We start from the raw sequence: 18920 nt of genomic DNA on the forward strand, positions 1-18920 counted from the left end.
GCTGGATGCCCGCCGCGATGCGCCGCACCGGCGGGGTACGGCAACGATACGGGGCAAAAGGCGGTCCTGAGGCGACAGGTCTGGGGGCCGATGGCCCGGACGGGAAACGGGTCGATCCGTTATGGTCCACTGAAGTGTTCTCCTGGTTGCGCGTGCCCGGATACCGCGTTCTTGTTGTTGGTGCGGCGCCCGGTGGTGTCGAAGCGACCTCTCGGCTGGTCGTTCAGGCTGACGGTTGGCTGTTCGCCTCTCTCGCTATCGTCCTTGCGACTGACCGTTCTTGTTTTGTTATTGGTTTTGTTATTGGTCTTCTTGCCGTTCTTGTTGGGCGTCGGGGCCACTCAACCGCCCTCGCCGCCGGCTGTTCCGGTTCCAGCCCCTTCGCTCCCGGATGTCGATCCTCCGGGTTGTCCGCACCCGTCCTGCGGCCGGATGAGCGTATCCAGCATCAGTTTAGCCGATTCGGGGTCAGGGATTCTCTGTTCAAAATCGACGCGGGCGACGTACCCCCCGCGTCGCAGGTCGCACCCCTCCGGGTCGAGTCCGGTCAGGCTCCAGCCTTCGCGGGAGCTGGCGCCGTCTCCATCGGCTATCGGGACCAGCCGGGAGCCGTAGCCCTCGCCGTTCAGCTGGTCGAGCAGCGCCGCCTCCCCCGCCGCCAGCGCGGGAGCCGGGGCGGGAAGGTCCAACTCGGCGGCGGACAGCCGGTGGATGCGGCCGAAGCCGGCGACCAGATGGGCGCGCTCAACCGCCACGCGGTAGATCGCGAAATCGGCGAAACCGGCATAAAAGGCGGCGTCGGGATGGCGGCGCAGATAGCGTTCGCGATGGACCGGGTCGTCCGACCGCTCCGCCCGGCCCAGCACCGACAGGCGGGCGCCGGTCAGCGGCTGGGCCAGACCGGCGGTCGCGTCGAACAGCAGCCCGACCCGGCCATCGGCCAGCAGGTTGCGGGTGTGGTCGGCCAGCGTGGAGAGCAGAAGCAGCGGGCTGCCGTCATGGTCGAACGCCACCAGCACCAGCGAGGGATAGGGCCAACCCGCCGCATCATCACCGTCACCGGTGCCGTCATCGGCCGGCCGCCGCGCGGTCGCCAGCGCCGCGCGGTCGCACGCGCGCATCAGGCGCCGGGCGCGCAAGGCTGGTGCCTGGGCGGCCGCGACCGGGCCGCCCCGGTTCCTGTCCGGCGGCATCGCGTCCCCCTGTCCGTCCGGCGTGGCGCCGGCCGGAGAGGACGCGGAAAGGGCGTTCGAAAAACTCATGCCGAAACGAGTGCGTTCTCCCGCGCGGCACCGTTGTTCGGCGCCGCATTGCCGCCATATTGGACCATGCAAATGCTGCGGGAAAAGGGAAAATTGCCGCTGGTACCTGGAGTCTGGCGTAAAGTATTGGAATGACCACTCGTGCCATGCCCGATGTTTCCGCTAACATTACGAAGCGCCCGCACTTCGGCCCCCGCCCACCCGACCTGACTTGCCGAACCGACCTGACTTGCCCCCGACCTGACTTGAATGGGATCTCCGACGATCATGGCCCACACCGTCGCCCTGGTGGATGACGACCGCAACATCCTGGCCTCGGTCTCCATCGCGCTGGAGGCCGAGGGCTTCGACGTGCGCACCTATACCGACGGCGCCGAGGCGCTGCGCGGACTGAGCCAGCGCCCGCCCGACCTCGCCGTGCTCGACATCAAGATGCCGCGCATGGACGGCATGGAGTTGCTGCAACGCCTGCGCCAGACCAGCCAGATGCCCGTCATCTTCCTGACCAGCAAGGACGACGAGCTGGACGAGCTGATGGGCCTGCGCATGGGGGCCGACGACTACATCAAGAAGCCCTTCTCGCAACGGCTGCTGATCGAGCGCATCCGGGCGCTGCTGCGGCGCGAGGCGCTGCGCGGCGAGACCGCCGAGGCCGATCCGGGCCAGATCATCACCCGCGGCCCGCTGCTGCTCGACGGCGCCCGTCATGCCTGCAACTGGAAGGGCCAGCTGATCGACCTGACGGTGACGGAGTTCCTGCTGGTGCGGGCGCTGGCCCAGCGGCCCGGCCATGTGAAGAACCGCGACCAGCTGATGGACGCGGCCTATGGCGAGCATGTCTATGTCGACGACCGCACCATCGACAGCCACATCAAGCGGTTGCGCAAGAAGTTCAAGGCGGTCGATCCCGACTTCTCCCAGATCGAAACGCTCTATGGCGTCGGCTACCGGTACAAGGAATAGCGCGGTGTCCGCATCCGGCGGGGGAACGAGCGGCGGCGGCAAGGGCGGTGGCAAGGGCGGTGGCAAGGGCGGCGGCGCGGCCGGCCGCGGCAGGCCGGCGCGGCGGCGCGGCGTGTCGCCGCTGACGCTGCGCATCCTGGCGGTGAATGTGCTGGCGCTGGCGCTGCTGATGGCCGGGCTGCTCTATCTCGGCCGCTACCAGGACCGGCTGATCCAGGCGGAGACCGAGGCGCTGGCGACCGAGGCGCGCATCTTCGCGTCGGCCCTTGGCGAGGGGGCGGTGAACCGCATCCTGACCGCCCCTTCCCCCACCGGCGACGAGAGCGGCGAACGGTTCGAGCTGGCGCCCGAGCTGGCGCGGCCGATGATCCGCCGGCTGGCGGAGGCGACGGCGACCCGTACCCGCCTCTTCGACATCGACGGGCATATGCTGTCGGACAGCCGGGTGCTGGTGGGGTCGCAGGGCCGCATCGAAATCCGCGAGCTGCCGACCCCGCCGGCCGGCGACCCGGTCTCCCGCGCCATCAACGATCTTTACACCCGCCTGATCGACGTGGTGCCGAGCCGCGAGGGCCTGCCGGTCTACCGCGAGCGGCCGGGCCAGCCCAATCCCGACGTGGAACGGGCGCTCGGCGGTGAAACGGCGGCGACCGTCTGGCGTTTCGACGGGCCCGGCGGCGATCCGGAGCTGCTGCTGACCGTGGCGGTGCCGGTCCAGCGCTACCGCGAGGTGCTGGGGGCGGTGCTGCTGACCCGGAGCGGCGGCGAGATCGACCGCGCCATCCGCTCCGTCCGGTTCGACATCCTGCGGGTGTTCGCCGTGGCGCTGCTGGTGACGGTGGCCCTCTCCTTCTATCTGGCCGGCACCATCGCCCGGCCGATCCGCCGGCTGGCCCAGGCCGCCGACCGGCTGCACACCAGCCATGGGCGCCATGCCGGCATCCCCGACCTGACCGGCCGCGGCGACGAGATCGGCGAGCTGTCCGGCGTGCTGCGCGAGATGACCGACGCGCTGTGGACGCGGATGGACGCCATCGAACGCTTCGCCGCCGACGTGGCGCACGAGATCAAGAATCCGCTGACCTCGCTGCGCAGCGCGGTGGAGACCGTGGCCCGAGTCAGCGACCCGCGCCACCGCGACCGGCTGATGGCGATCATCGCCGACGACGTGCAGCGGCTGGACCGGCTGATCAGCGACATCTCCAACGCGTCGCGCCTCGATGCCGAGCTGTCGCGGGCGGAACCGGAACCGGTGGACATCGGCCTGCTGCTGACCATGCTGGCCGAGCTGCGCCAGGCGGTCGCCGAAACCGTCGCCGAAACCGCCAGCCAGCCGGTGGCGGCCGGCGAGGCTGGCGAGTCCGGGGGGGAGGGATCCGAGCCGCCGCGCGTGGTGGTGGACGTGCCGGCGGGAGAGCGGCTGGTGGTGCCGGGACTGGAGGGGCGCTTGACCCAGCTCTTCCAGAACCTGATCGACAACGCCCTGTCCTTTTCGCCGCCCGGCGGCCTGGTGCGGCTGACCGCGAGACGCAGCGGCCGCAGCGTCAGGGTGGTGGTGTCCGACCAGGGGCCCGGCATCCCGGAAGGCAAGGAGGAGGCGATTTTCGACCGTTTCTACACCGAGCGGCCGGCGGGTGAAAAATTCGGCACCCACTCCGGTCTCGGTCTATCAATCGTTAAACAGATAGTTGGTGCACACAATGGTTTTGTACTCGCGCGAAACCGCCAGGTATCGGACGGGACTATCGAGGGTGCCGACTTCATCGTGACTCTGCCGTTGCTGTAGGCCGGGCCGCGGAATTTCATAGAACCTTTCTCACTCTCGGCTAGACAAGCCTGACTGAAGAACCGATCATGGCTTTGGTCGTTCTCGCTTGTCGGCTGATGAGGCGGCCGAACCTTGTCGGTTCGGTTGTTTTTTTCCGGCTCCATACGGCAACGGGAGGGTGGCCATACCCCGGAACATCGATGTTGGGGTTGCCATGCCTGAGTCCGTTCCACCCGAAGCTTCCGTGCATCTCCTGCCACCGTCCGGCGGCCATTCCGTCGCCACTCCTTCGGGGCAGGCCGAGGTTGTCGATCTGCGCCGCTACCGGCTGTCCCGCCTGATCCGCGACGCCGGCCGGCAGCAGGGGGAGCTGGCGAAGCTGATGCGGGATTCCGCGCGGGAGCGGACCCAGCTGGCGGAGGCGCTCCAGGGCGCGCAACGCCATCTCGCCAGCATCGCCGACAATTACAAGGTGCTGCTGGTCCGGCTGAAGCGGGAGAAGGACTTCCGCGACGCCTGCCAGGAGGCGGCCGAACTGGATGATCTGGAGGAGATGATCCGGCGGCGCGATGCCCTCGCCCTGGAGTTGGAGGCGATCCGCTGCATGCCCCGCGGCGCCGCCGGTGGGTGACCCGCCTCTTCCGGACCGAAAGAGCGGTCACAAGCGGATGGGGGGGACCCGGACAGGTTTCCCCGCCTGACCCCTCCGGCAACATTCCGTTTCCATTGACAGAACCAGCGCCACGTCTCACCTTCGCGAGACTATGGTGACGATTCACGGCACCTGCGTCTTGCTCTCCGGAATCGGCGTGCTGCTGCGTGGGGAGTCCGGACGGGGAAAATCGGATTTGGCCTTGCGACTGATCGATGGCGGTGCCCTGCTGGTCGCGGATGACCGGGTGGCGCTGAGTGCCGAATCCGGTCGCCTGACCGCCTGTGCCCCGCCCGCCCTGGCCGGGCTGCTGGAGGTGCGCGGGGTCGGCATCCTGGCCGTTCCGTCCGCCGCCTCCGCTCTCCTCGGCCTTGTCGTCGATCTCGTTCCCCGCCCGGAGGTCGAGCGCCTGCCGGAGGCGGAGACCGAGACGCTGCTGGGCATGGCCCTGCCCCGTCTCGCCCTGCACGCCTTCGACGCCTCCACCCCCGCCAAGATCCGCCTTGCCGTCGCCAGCCTGTGCTGTGGCCGGCTGGACCGGGTGCCCGCCAGCCTGTCGGCCCTGTCATGACATCCGCCGACACCAGCTCCTCCGGCATCACATCCGTCGAGGCGGCGCCCGATCCCGCCGGTGGTGCCACCGCCCGCGGGCGCATCGTGCTGGTCACCGGCCTGTCGGGGGCCGGGATGTCGGTGGCGCTGAAGGCGTTGGAGGATCTCGGATACGAGGCGGTCGACAATCTGCGCCTGTCGCTGGTCCCCGCCCTGATCCGGCAGGCCGATCCGAAACGCCGGCCCTTGGCGCTGGTGATCGACAGCCGGACCCGCGACTTTTCCGCGCAGAGCTTTCTCGACGAGCTGGAGGAGCTGCGGCGCGGCGCCGAGCTGGAGGTCAGCCTGGTCTTCCTGGATTGCGGCGACGAGGTGCTGCAACGCCGCTTCACCGAGACGCGGCGGCGCCATCCGCTGGCGGAGGACCGGACGGTGCCCGACGGCATCCAGCGCGAACGCGCGCTGCTGTTCCCGCTGAAGGAGCAAGCAGACGTCACCATCGACACGACGCAACTGTCCATTCATGATTTGCGGCGCATCCTGTCCGGACATTTCCGCCGTGACGCGCAGGCAGCCCTCCAGGTGTTCGTGACCTCCTTCTCCTTCCGCCAGGGACTTCCGCGCGAAGCCGATCTGGTCTTCGACGTGAGGTTCCTGACCAACCCGCATTACGATCCGGATCTGCGGCCGCTGACCGGCCTCGATCCGGCCGTCGCGGCGCGGGTGGAGAGCGACCCCGACTATCCCGGCTTCTTCCGGAACCTGACGGAGATGCTGCGCCCGCTGCTGCCGCGCTACAACCAGGAGGGCAAGAGCTATCTGACCATCGCCATCGGCTGCACCGGCGGCAAGCATCGTTCGGTCTTCATCGCCGAACGGCTGGCGGCCTGGCTGAAGGAGCAGGGGCTGCGGGTGAACCTGAGCCACCGCGAACTCGACCGGCAGGGGCTGCGGACCGGCGGCCAGAACGGCAACGGCATCACCGGCAACACGGCGGCCGGCACCGTGGCCAACCATCCGGCCAACCATCAGGCCAACCATCAGGCCAACCATCAGGGATGATGCAAATTGCGCCTTGACGACCATGTGTCCAACCAACGATCCAGATGCGATGTGCGCGGCCACCCTGCGGCGGCCCTCGCGCAGGTCTCCGGGGAGGACCCAACCTTGAAGGATGTCCCATGATCGGTATGGTTCTTGTCACCCACGGACGGCTGGCCGAGGAATTCATCGCCGCACTGTTCCACGTCGTGGGCGAACAGCAGCAGGTGCGGGCCGTCTGCATCGGGCCGGAAGACGACATGGAACAGCGCCGCCAGGACATCCTGAATTCGGTGGCGGAGGTCGATGACGGGTCGGGGGTGGTGGTGCTGACCGACATGTTCGGCGGCACGCCGTCGAACCTCGCCATCTCCATCATGGACAAGGCGAAGGTGGAGGTGATCGCCGGCGTCAATCTGCCGATGCTGATCAAGCTCGCCAGCGTGCGCAAGACCGAGCCGCTCGACAAGTCGGTGATCGCCGCCCGCGACGCCGGGCAGAAATACATCAACGTCGCCTCCACCCTCCTGTCGGACTGACCGCCCGCGATGAGCCACCCCGACGACACGGCATCCGCCGATGGCGAAATCCGCCGCACCGCCACGATCACCAACCAGCGTGGCCTGCATGCCCGCGCCTCGGCCAAGTTCGTCAAGCTGGTCGCCACCTTCGATGCCGAGATCTCGGTGCGCCGCGGTGAGTCCGTGGTGTCCGGCGAATCGATCATGGGGCTGATGATGCTGGCCGCCGGCCCCGGCACCAGCGTGGAGCTGCGCGCCAGCGGCGCCCAGGCCGACGCGGCGATGGACGCCCTCCTGGACCTGATCAATCGCAAGTTCGATGAAGAGTGACCTGCCCCCCGGCGTTCCGGCCGGCGGACCGGTGGCCAGCCCCGACCGCGGCGGCTCCGGCGGATCGTCCTCCCCTGACAGCTGGAGTGGTTCGGCCGGTGGAGCCGGGCGTGCCCTGCGCGGCCTCGGCGTGTCGCCCGGCATCGCCATCGGCCCGGCCCATGTGGTGGAGAGCGGCGCCGTCGCCATCCCCGAATATGTGGTGGAGCCCGACGCGGTCGAAGCCGAGGTTGCCCGTTTCAACGAGGCGGCGACCAAGGCGCGGCGCCAGATCAAGAAGCTGAAAAGCAAGGCGCTGGTCCTGCCCGACTCGGCGTCGGAGGAGATCGGCTTCCTGCTCGACGCCCATCTGTCGATGGTCACCAACTCCCGCCTGACCCGCGGGGTGGAACAGCGCATCAAGCGGGAGCGCATCAACGCCGAGGCCGCCATCCAGGCGGAGATCGCCGCCATCGCCGCCACCTTCGCCGGCATGGACGACGCCTATCTCGCCGGCCGCATCGACGACATCCGCGAAGTCGGGCGGCGGCTGACCCGCAACCTGCTGAAGCAGGAATACCGGGCCTTCAGCACCCTGGCCCCCGGCAGCATCATCCTGGCGGAGGAGCTGACCCCGGCCGACACCGCCCTGCTCGACCCCTCCGTCGTCGGCGGCTTCGCCACCGTGCTGGGCGGGGCGGAAGGGCATACGGCCATTCTCGCCCGCTCGCTCGGGCTTCCGGCGGTGCTGGGCGCGCCCGGCCTGCTGGCCGGCGTGCGCAACGGCGTGACGGTGATCGTCGACGGTCTGCAAGGCCGGGTTCTGATCGATCCGCCGGCCGAGCTGCTGGCCGATTACGGCGAGCGCCGCGCCGCCCGCGAGCGCGAGCGCCAGGGATTGAAATCCTTGCGCAAGCTGCCCGCCGTCACCCGTGACGGCACCGCCGTCACGCTGATGGCGAATCTGGAGCTGCCCCGCGATCTGGACCATGCGCTGGAGCATGGCGCCCAGGGCATCGGCCTGCTGCGGACCGAGTTCATGTTCATGAACCGCGACCATCTGCCCGACGAGGAGGAGCAGTACGCCGTTCTGCGCACCATGATCGAGGGGATGGGCGGCCGCACCGTCACCGCCCGCACCATGGATCTGGGCGGCGAGAAGCTGGCGGGCTGGATGGCCGGGCGCTATGGCGAGCCGGCCAATCCGGCGCTGGGGCTGCGCGCCATCCGCCTGGGCTTGCGCGAACCCAAGCTGCTGGAAACCCAGCTCGCCGCCATGCTGCGGGCCGGCGCCCATGGGCCGCTGCGCATCCTGCTGCCGATGATCGCCTCGGTGGCGGAGGTGCAGAAGGTGCGCGAGATGATGGGGCAGGTCGCCCGCCGCCTGCGCCGCCGCGGTGTCGCCATCGCCGACCCGCTGCCGCCGGTGGGCGTGATGGTGGAGGTGCCGGGCGCGGCGCTGGCGGCCGACGCGCTGGCCTATGCCGCCGACTTCTTCTCGATCGGCACCAACGACCTGACCCAGTACACGCTGGCGATCGACCGTGCCGACGAACAGGTCGCGACCCTCTATGACCCGCTGCATCCGGCCGTGCTGCGGCTGATCCAGTTCACCGTGGAGGCGGCCTTGCGCGCCCGCATTCCGGTGTCGGTCTGCGGTGAGATCGCCGGCGATCCGCGCTATTCCGCCCTGCTGCTGGGGCTGGGGGTGCGCGAGCTGTCGATGGCGCCGCCGTCGGTGCCGGCGGTGAAGAAACGCATCCGCGCGCTCGACCTGGTGGAGGCGGGCCGCCGCGCCCGCGTCATCATGGACCAGAGCGACAGCGGCCGCATCGCCACGCTGCTGGACGATTTCAACGCCATCCTGTGACTGCCGGGGAGAGGGGGCGCGAAGGCCCCGTCTCGCCCCTGCTCACCGGGACGCCTTCCGTCAGGGCGCCTTCCGTCCCGCCATGTGGCCGAGATAGGCGACGACGCGGTCCAGGTCGGCATCGCTCAGCATCGCCGGATCGAAGCCCGGCATCTGCTGGCCGGGCCAGGTCCGGACGGAGCGCGGGTCGCGGATCAGCTTCTTGAGCCCGGCGGGCGTCAGATATTCGGTCGGGTTCATCGGCCGGTTCAGGTCGGGGCCCATCGCGGCGCTGCCGGCGCCGTTCAGGGTGTGGCAGGCCATGCATTGGGTGACGAACACCGCCTGCCCGGCGCGGACCGGCGACTCGGCGGCCAGCCCCGGATCGACCGCCAGTTGCGGCCAGCGCCGCAGCGGATCGTCGGAGCCGACGATGCGGGCCAGCTGGTAGGGCCATTGCTCGCTGCGCACCCCCGACGCCTCCGGCCGCAGCCACACCAGATAGAAGGGACCGGCGGAGACCTCCTTGCCCGGCAGGTTCGGCCAGGGCTGATCGGCCGGCTCGACCGCCAGGAAGGCGACGGCGCCGTCGGGGCCGGTGCGCAGGCACAGCTCCGGCGGCAGCTGCGCGGTGAAGCCGTCCGACGCCACCCCCTCCAGCACGCCGCCCGGCGGGAAGGCGGCGGTGCCGAGCAGGCTGGCCAGCGGAACGGCGCGATAGCGCATCGGCCGGCCATAGGACACGTCGGCGGGGATGTCGACGGTCACCGTGTCCGGCCGGGTCAGCAGACTGTCGCGGTCGAACACCCGCTCGGTTCCGGCGAGGGCGATCGTCAGCGCCGGCCCGCCGGCCAGAACCGGACGCGGCGGCACGGCGATGAGCAGTGCCGCGGCGAGCGGAACGGCCAGCATGGTTGGCAGGATGGTGGGCAGACGCCTGGCCAGGCGTCCGACCATGCGCGCGATCGACGGCTTCATCATTCCGGATCATCCTCCCCTTCGTCGTCATTCCATGGGTCGTCATCGTCGGCGCCCGCGCGTCGCGGGGTTGCCGACACCGCTTCCCGTTCCAGCCGCTCGATCTGTTCGGGATGGGTGATCTCGATCATGGGGCCATTGCGCAGCGTGATCCAGCCCCGCACGCGCAGGCGGCGTCCCTCGTAGGACAGCGGGTCGATGCCGGCGCGGGTGACCTCGCGCATCGCGGCGCGGCCGATATGGATGGTGACGTCGCTGCGCCAGTCGGCGCCGAAATCCAGCCAGCTCTCGCCGCCGCCCTTGGTGACGGCCAGCACCACTCCCTCGACCAGCTGGAAGCTGTCGCGGTCGCGGGCGAGCCCCTCCGGATCGGCGGCGTCGCGCACGGCATAGACCCGGCTGCGCCACAGCCCGCGCCCGGCATTGCGCGCCGCTTCCTCGCCGGCCAGCAGCTCGGCGGCATAGGCGCGGGCGTCGGGCCGGGTGTGGACCCGCGCCAGCCCGCGCGCCAGCAGCGCCGATTGCAGCCACAGCCCATCCTCCCGCACCAGATGGGCGAGCAGCCGGCCATGGCGGTCCACCGGTGCCGGTCCATGCAGCGCGACCCGGCGGCCCAGCGCCAGGTCGCTCAGCGCCATGGTCGCCGCCTCCGCCAGCGGCCAGACGCGGCCATCGGCCGGGTCGGCGTGCCGCGGCGGCTTGGCCGCCTCGATGCCGGCCAGCCGGACCCGGCGCCCGTCCTCCAGCTCCAGCGTGTCGCCGTCCAGCACGGCGGTGACCCGCGGCGACTCCGCCGGGGCGGCGCCGGTCAGCAGCAGCCAGCCCAGCAGCAGGACCGGCAGCCGTAGGAGCGGGAGCGTGACAAGGCGCATGGCGAGCCGTCGTTGCGGAACATCCGCCGCCGGGCGGGATTCTGACCGGTATGACGACCGCGATCTCCTTCCGCAAGCGTGACGAGGTGGCATGACGGTGCGGCGCTGGGCGCACGGGCGCATCCCCGCCGCCGATGAGTTGTTCCGGTTCATCCGGGATCTTCCGCCCGGAACGGCATTGCACCCCGGTCACCGGGTCAGGTTGATCGTCGGCGATTAGCCCCTCGCATGGCGGCACGGGCATGACCGTATGAAATCCAGGTAAGGATACCGTCCCGCGGGTTGCCGCGGGACGGGCGGGCGGGTAGGCTGCCGGGCATGTCCGAACCCCCGTCAGCGCTCCACCCGCCCGCCCCGGCACGTCTTGTGACGACCGTGACCCCGGCCGGCAAAGCGGCGCCGAAGCCGGGAGCGAAATCCGGATCGAAGCCCGCCGGGCGCCGGCGGCTGCGGCTGCCCATCGCCGCGGTGCTGGTGGCGGGCTTCGGGTCGCTGATGCTGGCGGCGGTGGCCAGCGTGCTGGTCCTTGGGCTGTTCAGCGCCGGGACCAACACTTTCGCCCTGCTGAACGACAAGGCCGATCTGGCGTTGGCCGGGGTGGAGGTGCGGGTCCGCCACCAACTCGACCCCGCGCGGGAAATGGCGCGCTTCGTCGCCGGGCTGATCGAGCGCGGCGAGTTGCACCCCGGCGACACCCCGGCGATGACCGACACGCTGCGCGGCGCCCTGGCCGGCGCGCCGGACGTCACCGGTCTCGCCTTCATCCGCCCGGACCTGACCGGCGTACGCATCGCCCGGCTGAATGGCGAGCTGAGCGTCGAACGGATCGACATGCAGGGCGAGAGCGACATTCCGCCTGAAATCCTGGATGGTCCGAACCGCAGCGCCGCCAGCTGGGCCGATCCGCGCTGGTTGAAGGATGCCCAGAACAGCTTCGTCAACGTGTATCAGCCGGTGCGGCGCGACGGTCGCTATCTGGGGCAGGTGGCGGTCGGCGTCTCGCTCGGCGACCTGTCGCGTTTCCTCCAGGTATTGTATGTGGATCAGGGGCTGAACGCCTTCGTGCTCTACGACCAGAGCCATGTTCTGGCCCACCCGGCGCTGGTTGGCCGCAGTTTCGATTTCTCCGGCAAGCGGGACGGCCCGCCGCTGCCGCGTGTCGATCAGGTCGATGATCCGGCGTTGGCGGCGCTGTGGTCGAACGGCGTTCCGGTGCAGTCGCTGAAGAAACGGGTGGAGGCGCGCAGCGTGCGCGTTCTCGGCAGCGATTACATCTTCCTGACCCGCAAGATGGCGGGATACGGCCAGCAGGACTGGATCATCGGCATCGGCTACCGCGACGGCGAAATGAATGTCGAGGTCCGCCGGCTCTACATCACCGGCGCCGTCGGTTTGGTCATCCTGCTGGTGTCGGTCGGGGTGGCGCTGCTGGTCGGGCGGCGGATCAGCCGGCAGGTGGCGCGGCTGGCCGAGGCCGCCGACCGTGTCCGCGCCTTCGAATTCCGCGCCATCCCCGACCTGCCCGATTCCCGCCTGCGCGAGATGGCGCGGGCCGCCACCGCCTTCAACGCGATGGTCGCCGGCCTGCGCTGGTTCGAGACCTATGTGCCGAAGGCGCTGGTGCTGCGCCTGATGCGCCAGCGCGAGACCGAGGGCGGGCTCGATTCGGTCCAGCGCGAGGTGACGGTGATGTTCACCGACATCCGCGGCTTCTCCCGCATGGCCGAGCATATGGCGGCCGCCGACACCGCCGCCCTGCTGAACGAGCATTTCACCCTGCTCGCCGCCTGCATCGAGGCGGAGGGCGGCACGGTGGACAAATTCATCGGCGATTCGCTGATGGCCTTCTGGGGGGCGCCCGAGGCGCAGGAGGACCATGCCGTCCGCGGGTTGCGCGCGGCGCTGGCGATCCACCACGCCATCCGCGCCGACAACCGTCGCCGCGTCGCCGACGGCCGGGCGCCGATCCATGTCCGCGTCGGCCTGCACAGCGGCCCGGTGGTGGTGGGCAACATCGGCTCCGACAGCCGGATCAACTACACCATCGTCGGCGACACCGTGAATGTCGCCGCCCGCATCGAGGAGCTGTCGGCGGCGCTCCAGGGCGAGTCCGAGGTGATCGTGCTGACCAGCGGCGTCACCGCCGCCAAGGGCAAGGACGCCGTCCCGCTGGTCCGCCAGGGCGGCCGGTCGCTGCGCGGCCGCACCGGCATGACCGAACTCTGGCGTCTCGTGCTGGAGGAGGAGAGGAAGGAGGCGGCGAAGGCGGGGGGCAATCCCGCGCCATCACCGCCTCTTCCGTCGGTGCCGGTTCCGGATGAGGGCGTCAAGCCAGCGTTGGCAGGTAAGGATACGCTCTGAACCGAGGCGATATTACCAGCCAAGTCACTGACAAAGCTGGAAATACCCCGGCCAGTTTCCTTACCTCAGCGCCAAGTGCGGCGGCCACCGCGGCGGTCGTCCTCGTCGAACAGCTCGGCCAGCTTGTTCATCATGGTGCCGCCCAGCTGTTCGGCATCGACGATGGTCACGGCGCGGCGGTAATAGCGGGTGACATCATGGCCGATGCCGATCGCCACCAGCTCGACGGGCGAGCGGGTCTCGATCTGCTCGATGGTCTGGCGCAGATGGCGTTCCAGATAATTGCCGGCATTCACCGACAGGGTCGAATCGTCCACCGGCGCGCCGTCGGAGATCACCATCAGGATGCGGCGCTGTTCCGGCCGGCCGAGCAGCCGGTTGTGCGCCCATTGCAGCGCCTCGCCGTCGATGTTCTCCTTCAGGATGCCTTCGCGCAGCATCAGGCCCAGATTCTTGCGGGCGCGGCGCCACGGCATGTCGGCGGCCTTGTAGACGATATGGCGCAGGTCGTTCAGCCGGCCGGGATGGGGCGGCTTGCCGCCGGCGACCCAGGCCTCGCGGGCCTGGCCGCCCTTCCAGGCGCGGGTGGTGAAGCCCAGCACCTCCACCTTCACCGCGCAGCGCTCCAGCGTGCGGGCGAGGATGTCGGCGCTCATCGCGGCGATGGAGATCGGCCGGCCGCGCATGGACCCGGAATTGTCGATCAGCAGCGATACCACCGTGTCGCGGAAGTCCATCTCCTTCTCCTTCTTGAAGGAGAGCGGCAGGACCGGGTTGGCGACGACGCGGGCGAGCCGGGCGGCGTCGAGGATGCCTTCCTCCAGGTCGAAGCTCCAGGAACGCTGCTGCTTGGCCATCAGCCGGCGTTGCAGCCGGTTCGCCAGTTTGGAGATCACGCCCTGAAGATGCAGAAGCTGCTGGTCGAGCAGATGGCGCAGCCGCTCCAGCTCCGCCGGGTCGCAGAGGTCGGCGGCGTCGACCACCTCGTCATACTGGGTGGTATAGGCCTTGTAGGCGTTGGGATCGGGCTCGTTGCGGCGGTTGGCGTCGTTGCGCCAGGGCTGGCCGGGGCCGGCGGGCTCCTCCGCCCCCTCGCCCTCGCCCATCTCCATGTCGCCTTCCTCGCCGGAGCCGTCCTCGGCGCTGTCGCCGGCCTCCGACGAGTCCTGCATCTCCGACGAGGCCATGGATTCGGAGTCGGACTGGTCCTCGTCCTGGCCGCGGGTCTGGCCGTGCTGGGGCGACTCCTCGTCCTCGGAGGATTGGGTCTGCTGGTCCTCCTCCTCCTGGTCGGCCTCCTGGCCGACCTCCATGTCGAGATCGGCCAGCAGGCGGCGGACGGCCTTGGCGTAGGCCTCCTGATCGCCGGCATGGGCCGCCAGCCCCTTCATGTCCCGGCCCAGCCGCTCCTCGACCCAGGGACGCCAGAGATCAACGGCATGGGTGGCGGCGGGCGGCGGCGGGGCGCCGGTCATCACCTCGCGCGCCATCAGCCGCAGGGCTTCGGACAGCGGCACCTGGCCGCGATCCTCGAAGCGGTCGAAGCCCTGACGGGTGTAACGATCCTCCAGCGCCGCTTCCAGGTTATGGGCGACGCCGGCCATGTCGCGGCTGCCCACCGCCTCGCAGCGCGCCTGTTCCAGCGCGTCATAGGCCTGGCGGGCGGCATCGCCCAACGGCATGCGGTGCGCATGCACCGTGGCATCGTGATGGCGCAGCCGCAAGGCCACCGCATCGGCCGCTCCGCGCAGCTTGGCGACATCGACGGGGTTGAGGTCGCGCGCCGGCAGCGGCACCCGCACCCGCTGGCCCGCCACCCCCGGCGGATCGGACGAAAAGCCGACCTGGACCTCCGCCCGCCGGGACATGGCGCGCACCGTGGCAGTGGTGGACCGCTTGAAGGCCTCGACGGGGGTGTCGTTCTGGGTGGTCATCGCGGGGGCGTCTTTGTTCTTGGGAGAGTTACGGCGCGGTTGGCGGGATCGGCACGGCGCGAACGGACCAAGCCGGGCTTGCACCACGCTCGCAGGTCATCGCCCGGCCATGCCGCCCGTTCCGATCCATGTGAAGCCTCGTATGCCGCGCCCCGGCCTTACCGAGGGACAGGGCGCAACGCACGAGATCACACGAGGGTCGCCTGGACCCCCGTCTCCGGCAGCTCGACGCCGAAGCAGCGCTGGTAGTATTCGGCCACCGTCGGTCGCTCCACCTCGTCGCACTTGTTGAGGAAGGTGATGCGGAAGGCGAAGGCGACGTCGTTGAAGATCTTCGCGTTCTCGGCCCAGGTGATCACCGTGCGCGGGCTCATCACGGTGGAGATGTCGCCGTTGATGAAACCGGCGCGGGTCAGGTCGGCGAGACGGACCATCGAGGCCACGCTGTCGCGGCCCCTGGCGTCGTCATAGGACGCGACCTTGGCCTGGACGATCTTCACCTCGGCATCGACCGGCAGGTAGTTCAGCGTCGCCACGATGTTCCAGCGGTCCATCTGGCCCTGGTTGATCTGCTGCGTGCCGTGATAGAGGCCGGTGGTGTCGCCCAGACCGACGGTGTTCGCGGTGGCGAACAGGCGGAAGGCCGGGTGCGGGCGGATGACGCGGTTCTGGTCGAGCAGCGTCAGCTTGCCCTCCACCTCCAGCACGCGCTGGATCACGAACATCACGTCGGGGCGGCCGGCGTCATACTCGTCGAACACCAGGGCGCAGGCATGCTGGAGGGCCCAGGGCAGGATGCCCTCGCGGTATTCGGTGACCTGCACGCCGTCGCGCAGCACGATGGCGTCCTTGCCCATCAGGTCGATGCGGCTGATGTGGCTGTCCAGGTTGACGCGGATGCAGGGCCAGTTCAGCCGGGCCGCCACCTGCTCGATGTGGGTCGACTTGCCGGTGCCGTGATAGCCCTGGACCATGACGCGGCGGTTGTAGGCGAAGCCGGCGAGGATGGCCAGCGTCGTGTCCCGGTCGAAGCGGTAGGCGCTGTCGAGGTCGGGCACATGTTCGGTGCGCTGGCTGAAGGCCGGCACCTGCATGTCGCTGTCGATGCCGAAGACCTCACGCACCGAGACCGTCGTGTCGGGCTTGTGGTCGAACAGGGCCGAGCTGGCCTGGGTCGCTCCTTGGGAAGCCATGGGTGGTTTCTTACGTTCCAGCGAGTGTCGGTTGTCCGGCGGCCGCGGGATTGACCCGGCCCGCCAACGGGGGTTCAGGCAGCATAACAGGCTTTCAGCGTATTGTAGGCCTGATTGATCTCTTTCAGGCGTTCTTCCGCAGCCTTGTCGCCGCCATTGGCATCGGGATGGTGCTTTTTCGCCAGTTCCCGATAGCGTGCCTTGATGCGCGTGAAGTCGACGGGTGGTGTCAGATCCAGGACCGCCAGCGCCTTTTCCTCGTCGGTACGGGCGTGGCTCCGCCGGTGCGCCTTTTCCTCGTCCTTTGTCTTGCCGGCGTCATGGCCGAATTCGAAGCTGAAGCTGTTGACCACGCGGTCGCGGATGAAGCGCTCCTGCGTCGCCCATTTGCCGAGCGGCCAGCTCGGCCGCTGCCAGGTGGTGTCGCGCCGCACCTCCGCCTCGATCTGGTCGGTGGACATGCCGGCGTAATAGTCCCAGGCGCGGTTGTACTCCCGTACATGATCGAGGCAGAACCACCAGTATTCATTGAGGCTGCTGCGGCTCTTCGGCGCACGGTACTCCCCGGTGGCGACGCAATCGGGATGGTCGCACACACGGGTGGCCGCCCGCGGCGCGGCGTAGCTGTCATAACTGGAGCGGGTGCGGTTCCTGGTCATCGGCCAAGTATGGGAAGAGCCGTCGCCTCTGGCAAGCACGCCGAATCAGGCTTCCGTCATCCGCAATCCGCGGGACCCGGCGCTTGACAACGGCTTGACAGGGCGTCGATCGCGCCATCTCCTGACTGAAGGGATGGGACCGCCGGGAACCGCGTTCCCGGCACCCGTCCATTCCATCCCGAACCAGTGCCAAGACAGCAGGACCCCGCCATGGAATACGCCACCCGTATCCGCGAGAAGCTCACCGCCGGACTGGCGCCGGACCGGCTCGACGTCGTCGATGACTCCGCCCGCCATGCGGGGCATGCCGGCGCGGACGCCGCCGGGGAAACCCATTTTCATGTCACCATCGTCTCGGGCGCCTTCGCTGGCAGGTCGCGGGTGGAGCGTCAGCGGATGGTCTATGCCCTGTTGGCCGAGGAGCTGCGGGAGCGGGTGCATGCGCTGGGGCTGACCACCCAGGCTCCGGGCGAAGGGGGGGCCTGACACCTCCCGCCGGCACAGCGGGGGCTTTTTCGGGAAGACCGGTCGCCGGCACGGCGCATCATCATCGCTCCGCAAATATAGCGCGAAGGGGTGGCCGAAATAACATACATATGCATGCAACTAAGGCGCGATTTTTGGAATTGATGCAACAATGAGAAACGTTAGCGTGGTTGCATTTCCTGGTGCGTTTAGTAGAGTGCAGTATATGCAACCATTTATCGCGCCGTGGCGGACACAAACTTCGCATGTCCGCCGGCGGCTTCGTGGAAGGGGCTGCGGATGGCGAAGCGTGGGCCGAAAAAGAAGCGTACGACTCCTTCCCAGACGGGGGTGGAACCGCTGAGGAGCCAGAACATCATGATCGGCGGTCACCGCACGAGCATGCGGCTGGAACCATCGATGTGGGATGCTCTGGAGGACATCGGCCGTCGGGAGGGTCTGACCGTCAACCGTCTCTGCACCCAGATCAAGGAGCGGATCGAGGAACAGGCGCGCCGTCGGGGCATAAATCCGGAAGACGCGGATGTCACGCTGACATCCGCGGTTCGCGTCTTCATCGCCTCCTATTACCGCCGCGCCTGTACGGAGGATGGGCACATGCGCGCCGGCCATGGCGGCAGCGATCCGTTCATCGGCACGCCGTTCGACCTGCCGCCGGCCGACGAGGCCGACGGGGGCAAGGCCGCGGTCGCCGCCGAGGGCGGATACCCGCCGGGATCGGCATTGTCCAGTTCCGCCGGCTCCTCCCATCCCCGTCTGGACGCCTGACCGGCGCCGCTGCGGCGTCAGGGCGGTTCCGCGGGACAGCGAGTCTACTCCGCCGCCTCTTCGTGGGCGGCGTCTCCGTTTTCGGGATCGGCTGTCGGGCCGGTATAATGGCCGGGCCAGGTCTTGCGAGCCACCTCGCCGTTGCTGTCGAAGATGTGGCACATGTTCAGCAGCACCGGCCGCTTGCCATCGTCCCGCGGCCGTTTTCCGGCCGCCTTGGCGCGCTCGGCGGCCTCGCGGGACAGGATCGGGAAGATGGTCTGAAAGGCGGTGGTCGCCATCGGTCCCAGCAGTTCGACCAGATGGGTGCAACCCTTCGGTCCGCCCAGCCGGGCCTTCACGGCATTGGTCCAGCCGGGCGCGATGCGCAAGCCAACCAGCGCCTGGAATGCCGGTGTGATGCTGCCGCAGGCTTGGTAGGGGCTGTGCCGGGTCACCGCCTCCACCGCCTTGACGGTCATCGTGTCGTCGACCGTCAGGCGCATCCACATCTCGTGGACCGGCGTTCCGGGCTCCACATGACCGCGCTCATCCGTCTGGAAGCCATAGCTCTTGACGTCGGTCAGGTGGCCTTCGATGTCCCACAGCCCGTCGGCGCGCCGGAAGCCCTCGCAGGTGACGCGGCGGGTGTGGATCGGCTCGCGCGCGGCGGGGGCGGACAGCGAGGGCGCGGACATCGGGCGTTCCAGTTCAGCGGGAATAATGGCTCACCCTGGACTATCGGCGGGGCCGGGCGCCCGGTCAACCCGGCC

At 69.2% G+C, this 18920-nt stretch carries 18 protein-coding genes; 11 read left to right on the forward strand and 7 right to left on the reverse strand.

What is annotated here, in order from left to right:
* Positions 1-341: 341 nt before the first annotated feature.
* Complete coding sequence (locus tag AZL_RS00360; RefSeq protein ID WP_042442225.1) at positions 342-1193, reverse strand: HugZ family protein; 852 nt, start codon at positions 1191-1193, stop codon at positions 342-344.
* Between the two features lie 336 nt (positions 1194-1529).
* Here AZL_RS00360 and AZL_RS00365 point away from each other — a divergent pair, with 336 nt between their 5' ends.
* The 8 genes from AZL_RS00365 to ptsP all read left to right on the forward strand — a co-directional run bounded on the left by AZL_RS00365 (position 1530) and on the right by ptsP (position 8938).
* Positions 1530-2225 (forward strand): response regulator transcription factor, encoded by a 696-nt coding sequence (locus tag AZL_RS00365; protein WP_012972692.1) that lies wholly within the window; start codon positions 1530-1532, stop codon positions 2223-2225.
* Between the two features lie 4 nt (positions 2226-2229).
* A complete protein-coding gene (locus AZL_RS00370) occupies positions 2230-4011 on the forward strand; it encodes a stimulus-sensing domain-containing protein (protein ID WP_012972693.1) in 1782 nt (593 codons plus the stop codon).
* 226 nt (positions 4012-4237) lie between these two features.
* Entirely contained in the window at positions 4238-4624 is a 387-nt protein-coding gene (locus tag AZL_RS00375; protein WP_247894234.1) for a hypothetical protein, read from the forward strand.
* A gap of 133 nt (positions 4625-4757) precedes the next feature.
* Entirely contained in the window at positions 4758-5216 is a 459-nt protein-coding gene (locus AZL_RS00380; RefSeq protein ID WP_012972695.1) for an HPr kinase/phosphorylase, read from the forward strand.
* A complete protein-coding gene (gene rapZ, locus AZL_RS00385; RefSeq protein ID WP_012972696.1) occupies positions 5213-6259 on the forward strand; it encodes an RNase adapter RapZ in 1047 nt (348 codons plus the stop codon). The genes AZL_RS00380 and rapZ overlap by 4 nt, the downstream gene beginning before the upstream one ends.
* 119 nt (positions 6260-6378) lie before the next feature.
* Positions 6379-6777: a PTS sugar transporter subunit IIA gene (locus AZL_RS00390; RefSeq protein ID WP_012972697.1), complete on the forward strand. Its 399-nt coding sequence runs from the start codon at positions 6379-6381 to the stop codon at positions 6775-6777.
* Positions 6778-6786: 9 nt separating this feature from the next.
* On the forward strand, positions 6787-7089 hold the full coding sequence (locus AZL_RS00395; protein WP_012972698.1) for an HPr family phosphocarrier protein: 303 nt from the start codon (positions 6787-6789) through the stop codon (positions 7087-7089).
* Positions 7079-8938: a phosphoenolpyruvate--protein phosphotransferase gene (gene ptsP / locus AZL_RS00400; protein ID WP_042442229.1), complete on the forward strand. Its 1860-nt coding sequence runs from the start codon at positions 7079-7081 to the stop codon at positions 8936-8938. Before AZL_RS00395 ends, ptsP begins: the two co-directional genes overlap by 11 nt.
* 60 nt (positions 8939-8998) lie before the next feature.
* On the opposite strand, the gene AZL_RS00405 is transcribed toward ptsP, so the two are convergent.
* Together AZL_RS00405 and AZL_RS00410 are read right to left on the reverse strand one after the other, a co-directional pair.
* Positions 8999-9898, reverse strand: coding sequence for a cytochrome c (locus AZL_RS00405; protein WP_012972700.1), 900 nt, complete (start codon positions 9896-9898; stop codon positions 8999-9001).
* Positions 9895-10767, reverse strand: a complete 873-nt coding sequence (locus AZL_RS00410) for a thermonuclease family protein (RefSeq protein ID WP_042442231.1) — start codon at positions 10765-10767, stop codon at positions 9895-9897. The genes AZL_RS00405 and AZL_RS00410 overlap by 4 nt, the downstream gene beginning before the upstream one ends.
* Before the next feature lie 366 nt (positions 10768-11133).
* Here AZL_RS00410 and AZL_RS00415 point away from each other — a divergent pair, with 366 nt between their 5' ends.
* A complete protein-coding gene (locus tag AZL_RS00415) occupies positions 11134-13128 on the forward strand; it encodes an adenylate/guanylate cyclase domain-containing protein (RefSeq protein WP_247894235.1) in 1995 nt (664 codons plus the stop codon).
* A 65-nt stretch (positions 13129-13193) separates the two neighbouring features.
* On the opposite strand, the gene cobT is transcribed toward AZL_RS00415, so the two are convergent.
* The 3 genes from cobT to AZL_RS00430 form a co-directional block, all read right to left on the reverse strand.
* Positions 13194-15062, reverse strand: a complete 1869-nt coding sequence (gene cobT / locus AZL_RS00420; RefSeq protein ID WP_042442233.1) for a cobaltochelatase subunit CobT — start codon at positions 15060-15062, stop codon at positions 13194-13196.
* A 188-nt stretch (positions 15063-15250) separates the two neighbouring features.
* Positions 15251-16255: a cobaltochelatase subunit CobS gene (cobS, locus tag AZL_RS00425; RefSeq protein ID WP_012972704.1), complete on the reverse strand. Its 1005-nt coding sequence runs from the start codon at positions 16253-16255 to the stop codon at positions 15251-15253.
* Positions 16256-16329: 74 nt separating this feature from the next.
* A complete protein-coding gene (locus AZL_RS00430) occupies positions 16330-16914 on the reverse strand; it encodes a J domain-containing protein (RefSeq protein WP_042442235.1) in 585 nt (194 codons plus the stop codon).
* Positions 16915-17124: 210 nt separating this feature from the next.
* Between AZL_RS00430 and AZL_RS00435 the strand changes: the two genes are divergently transcribed.
* A complete protein-coding gene (locus tag AZL_RS00435; RefSeq protein ID WP_042442237.1) occupies positions 17125-17400 on the forward strand; it encodes a BolA family protein in 276 nt (91 codons plus the stop codon).
* A gap of 357 nt (positions 17401-17757) precedes the next feature.
* On the forward strand, positions 17758-18168 hold the full coding sequence (locus tag AZL_RS00440) for a ribbon-helix-helix domain-containing protein (RefSeq protein ID WP_148219143.1): 411 nt from the start codon (positions 17758-17760) through the stop codon (positions 18166-18168).
* Positions 18169-18212: 44 nt separating this feature from the next.
* Here the strand turns inward: AZL_RS00440 and AZL_RS00445 are convergent, their stop codons facing one another.
* On the reverse strand, positions 18213-18845 hold the full coding sequence (locus AZL_RS00445; protein ID WP_012972708.1) for a DUF2889 domain-containing protein: 633 nt from the start codon (positions 18843-18845) through the stop codon (positions 18213-18215).
* Between the last annotated feature and the right edge of the window lie 75 nt (positions 18846-18920).

The organism is Azospirillum sp. B510 (genome assembly GCF_000010725.1).
In the GTDB taxonomy this organism is placed as follows: Bacteria; Pseudomonadota; Alphaproteobacteria; order Azospirillales; family Azospirillaceae; genus Azospirillum; species Azospirillum lipoferum_B.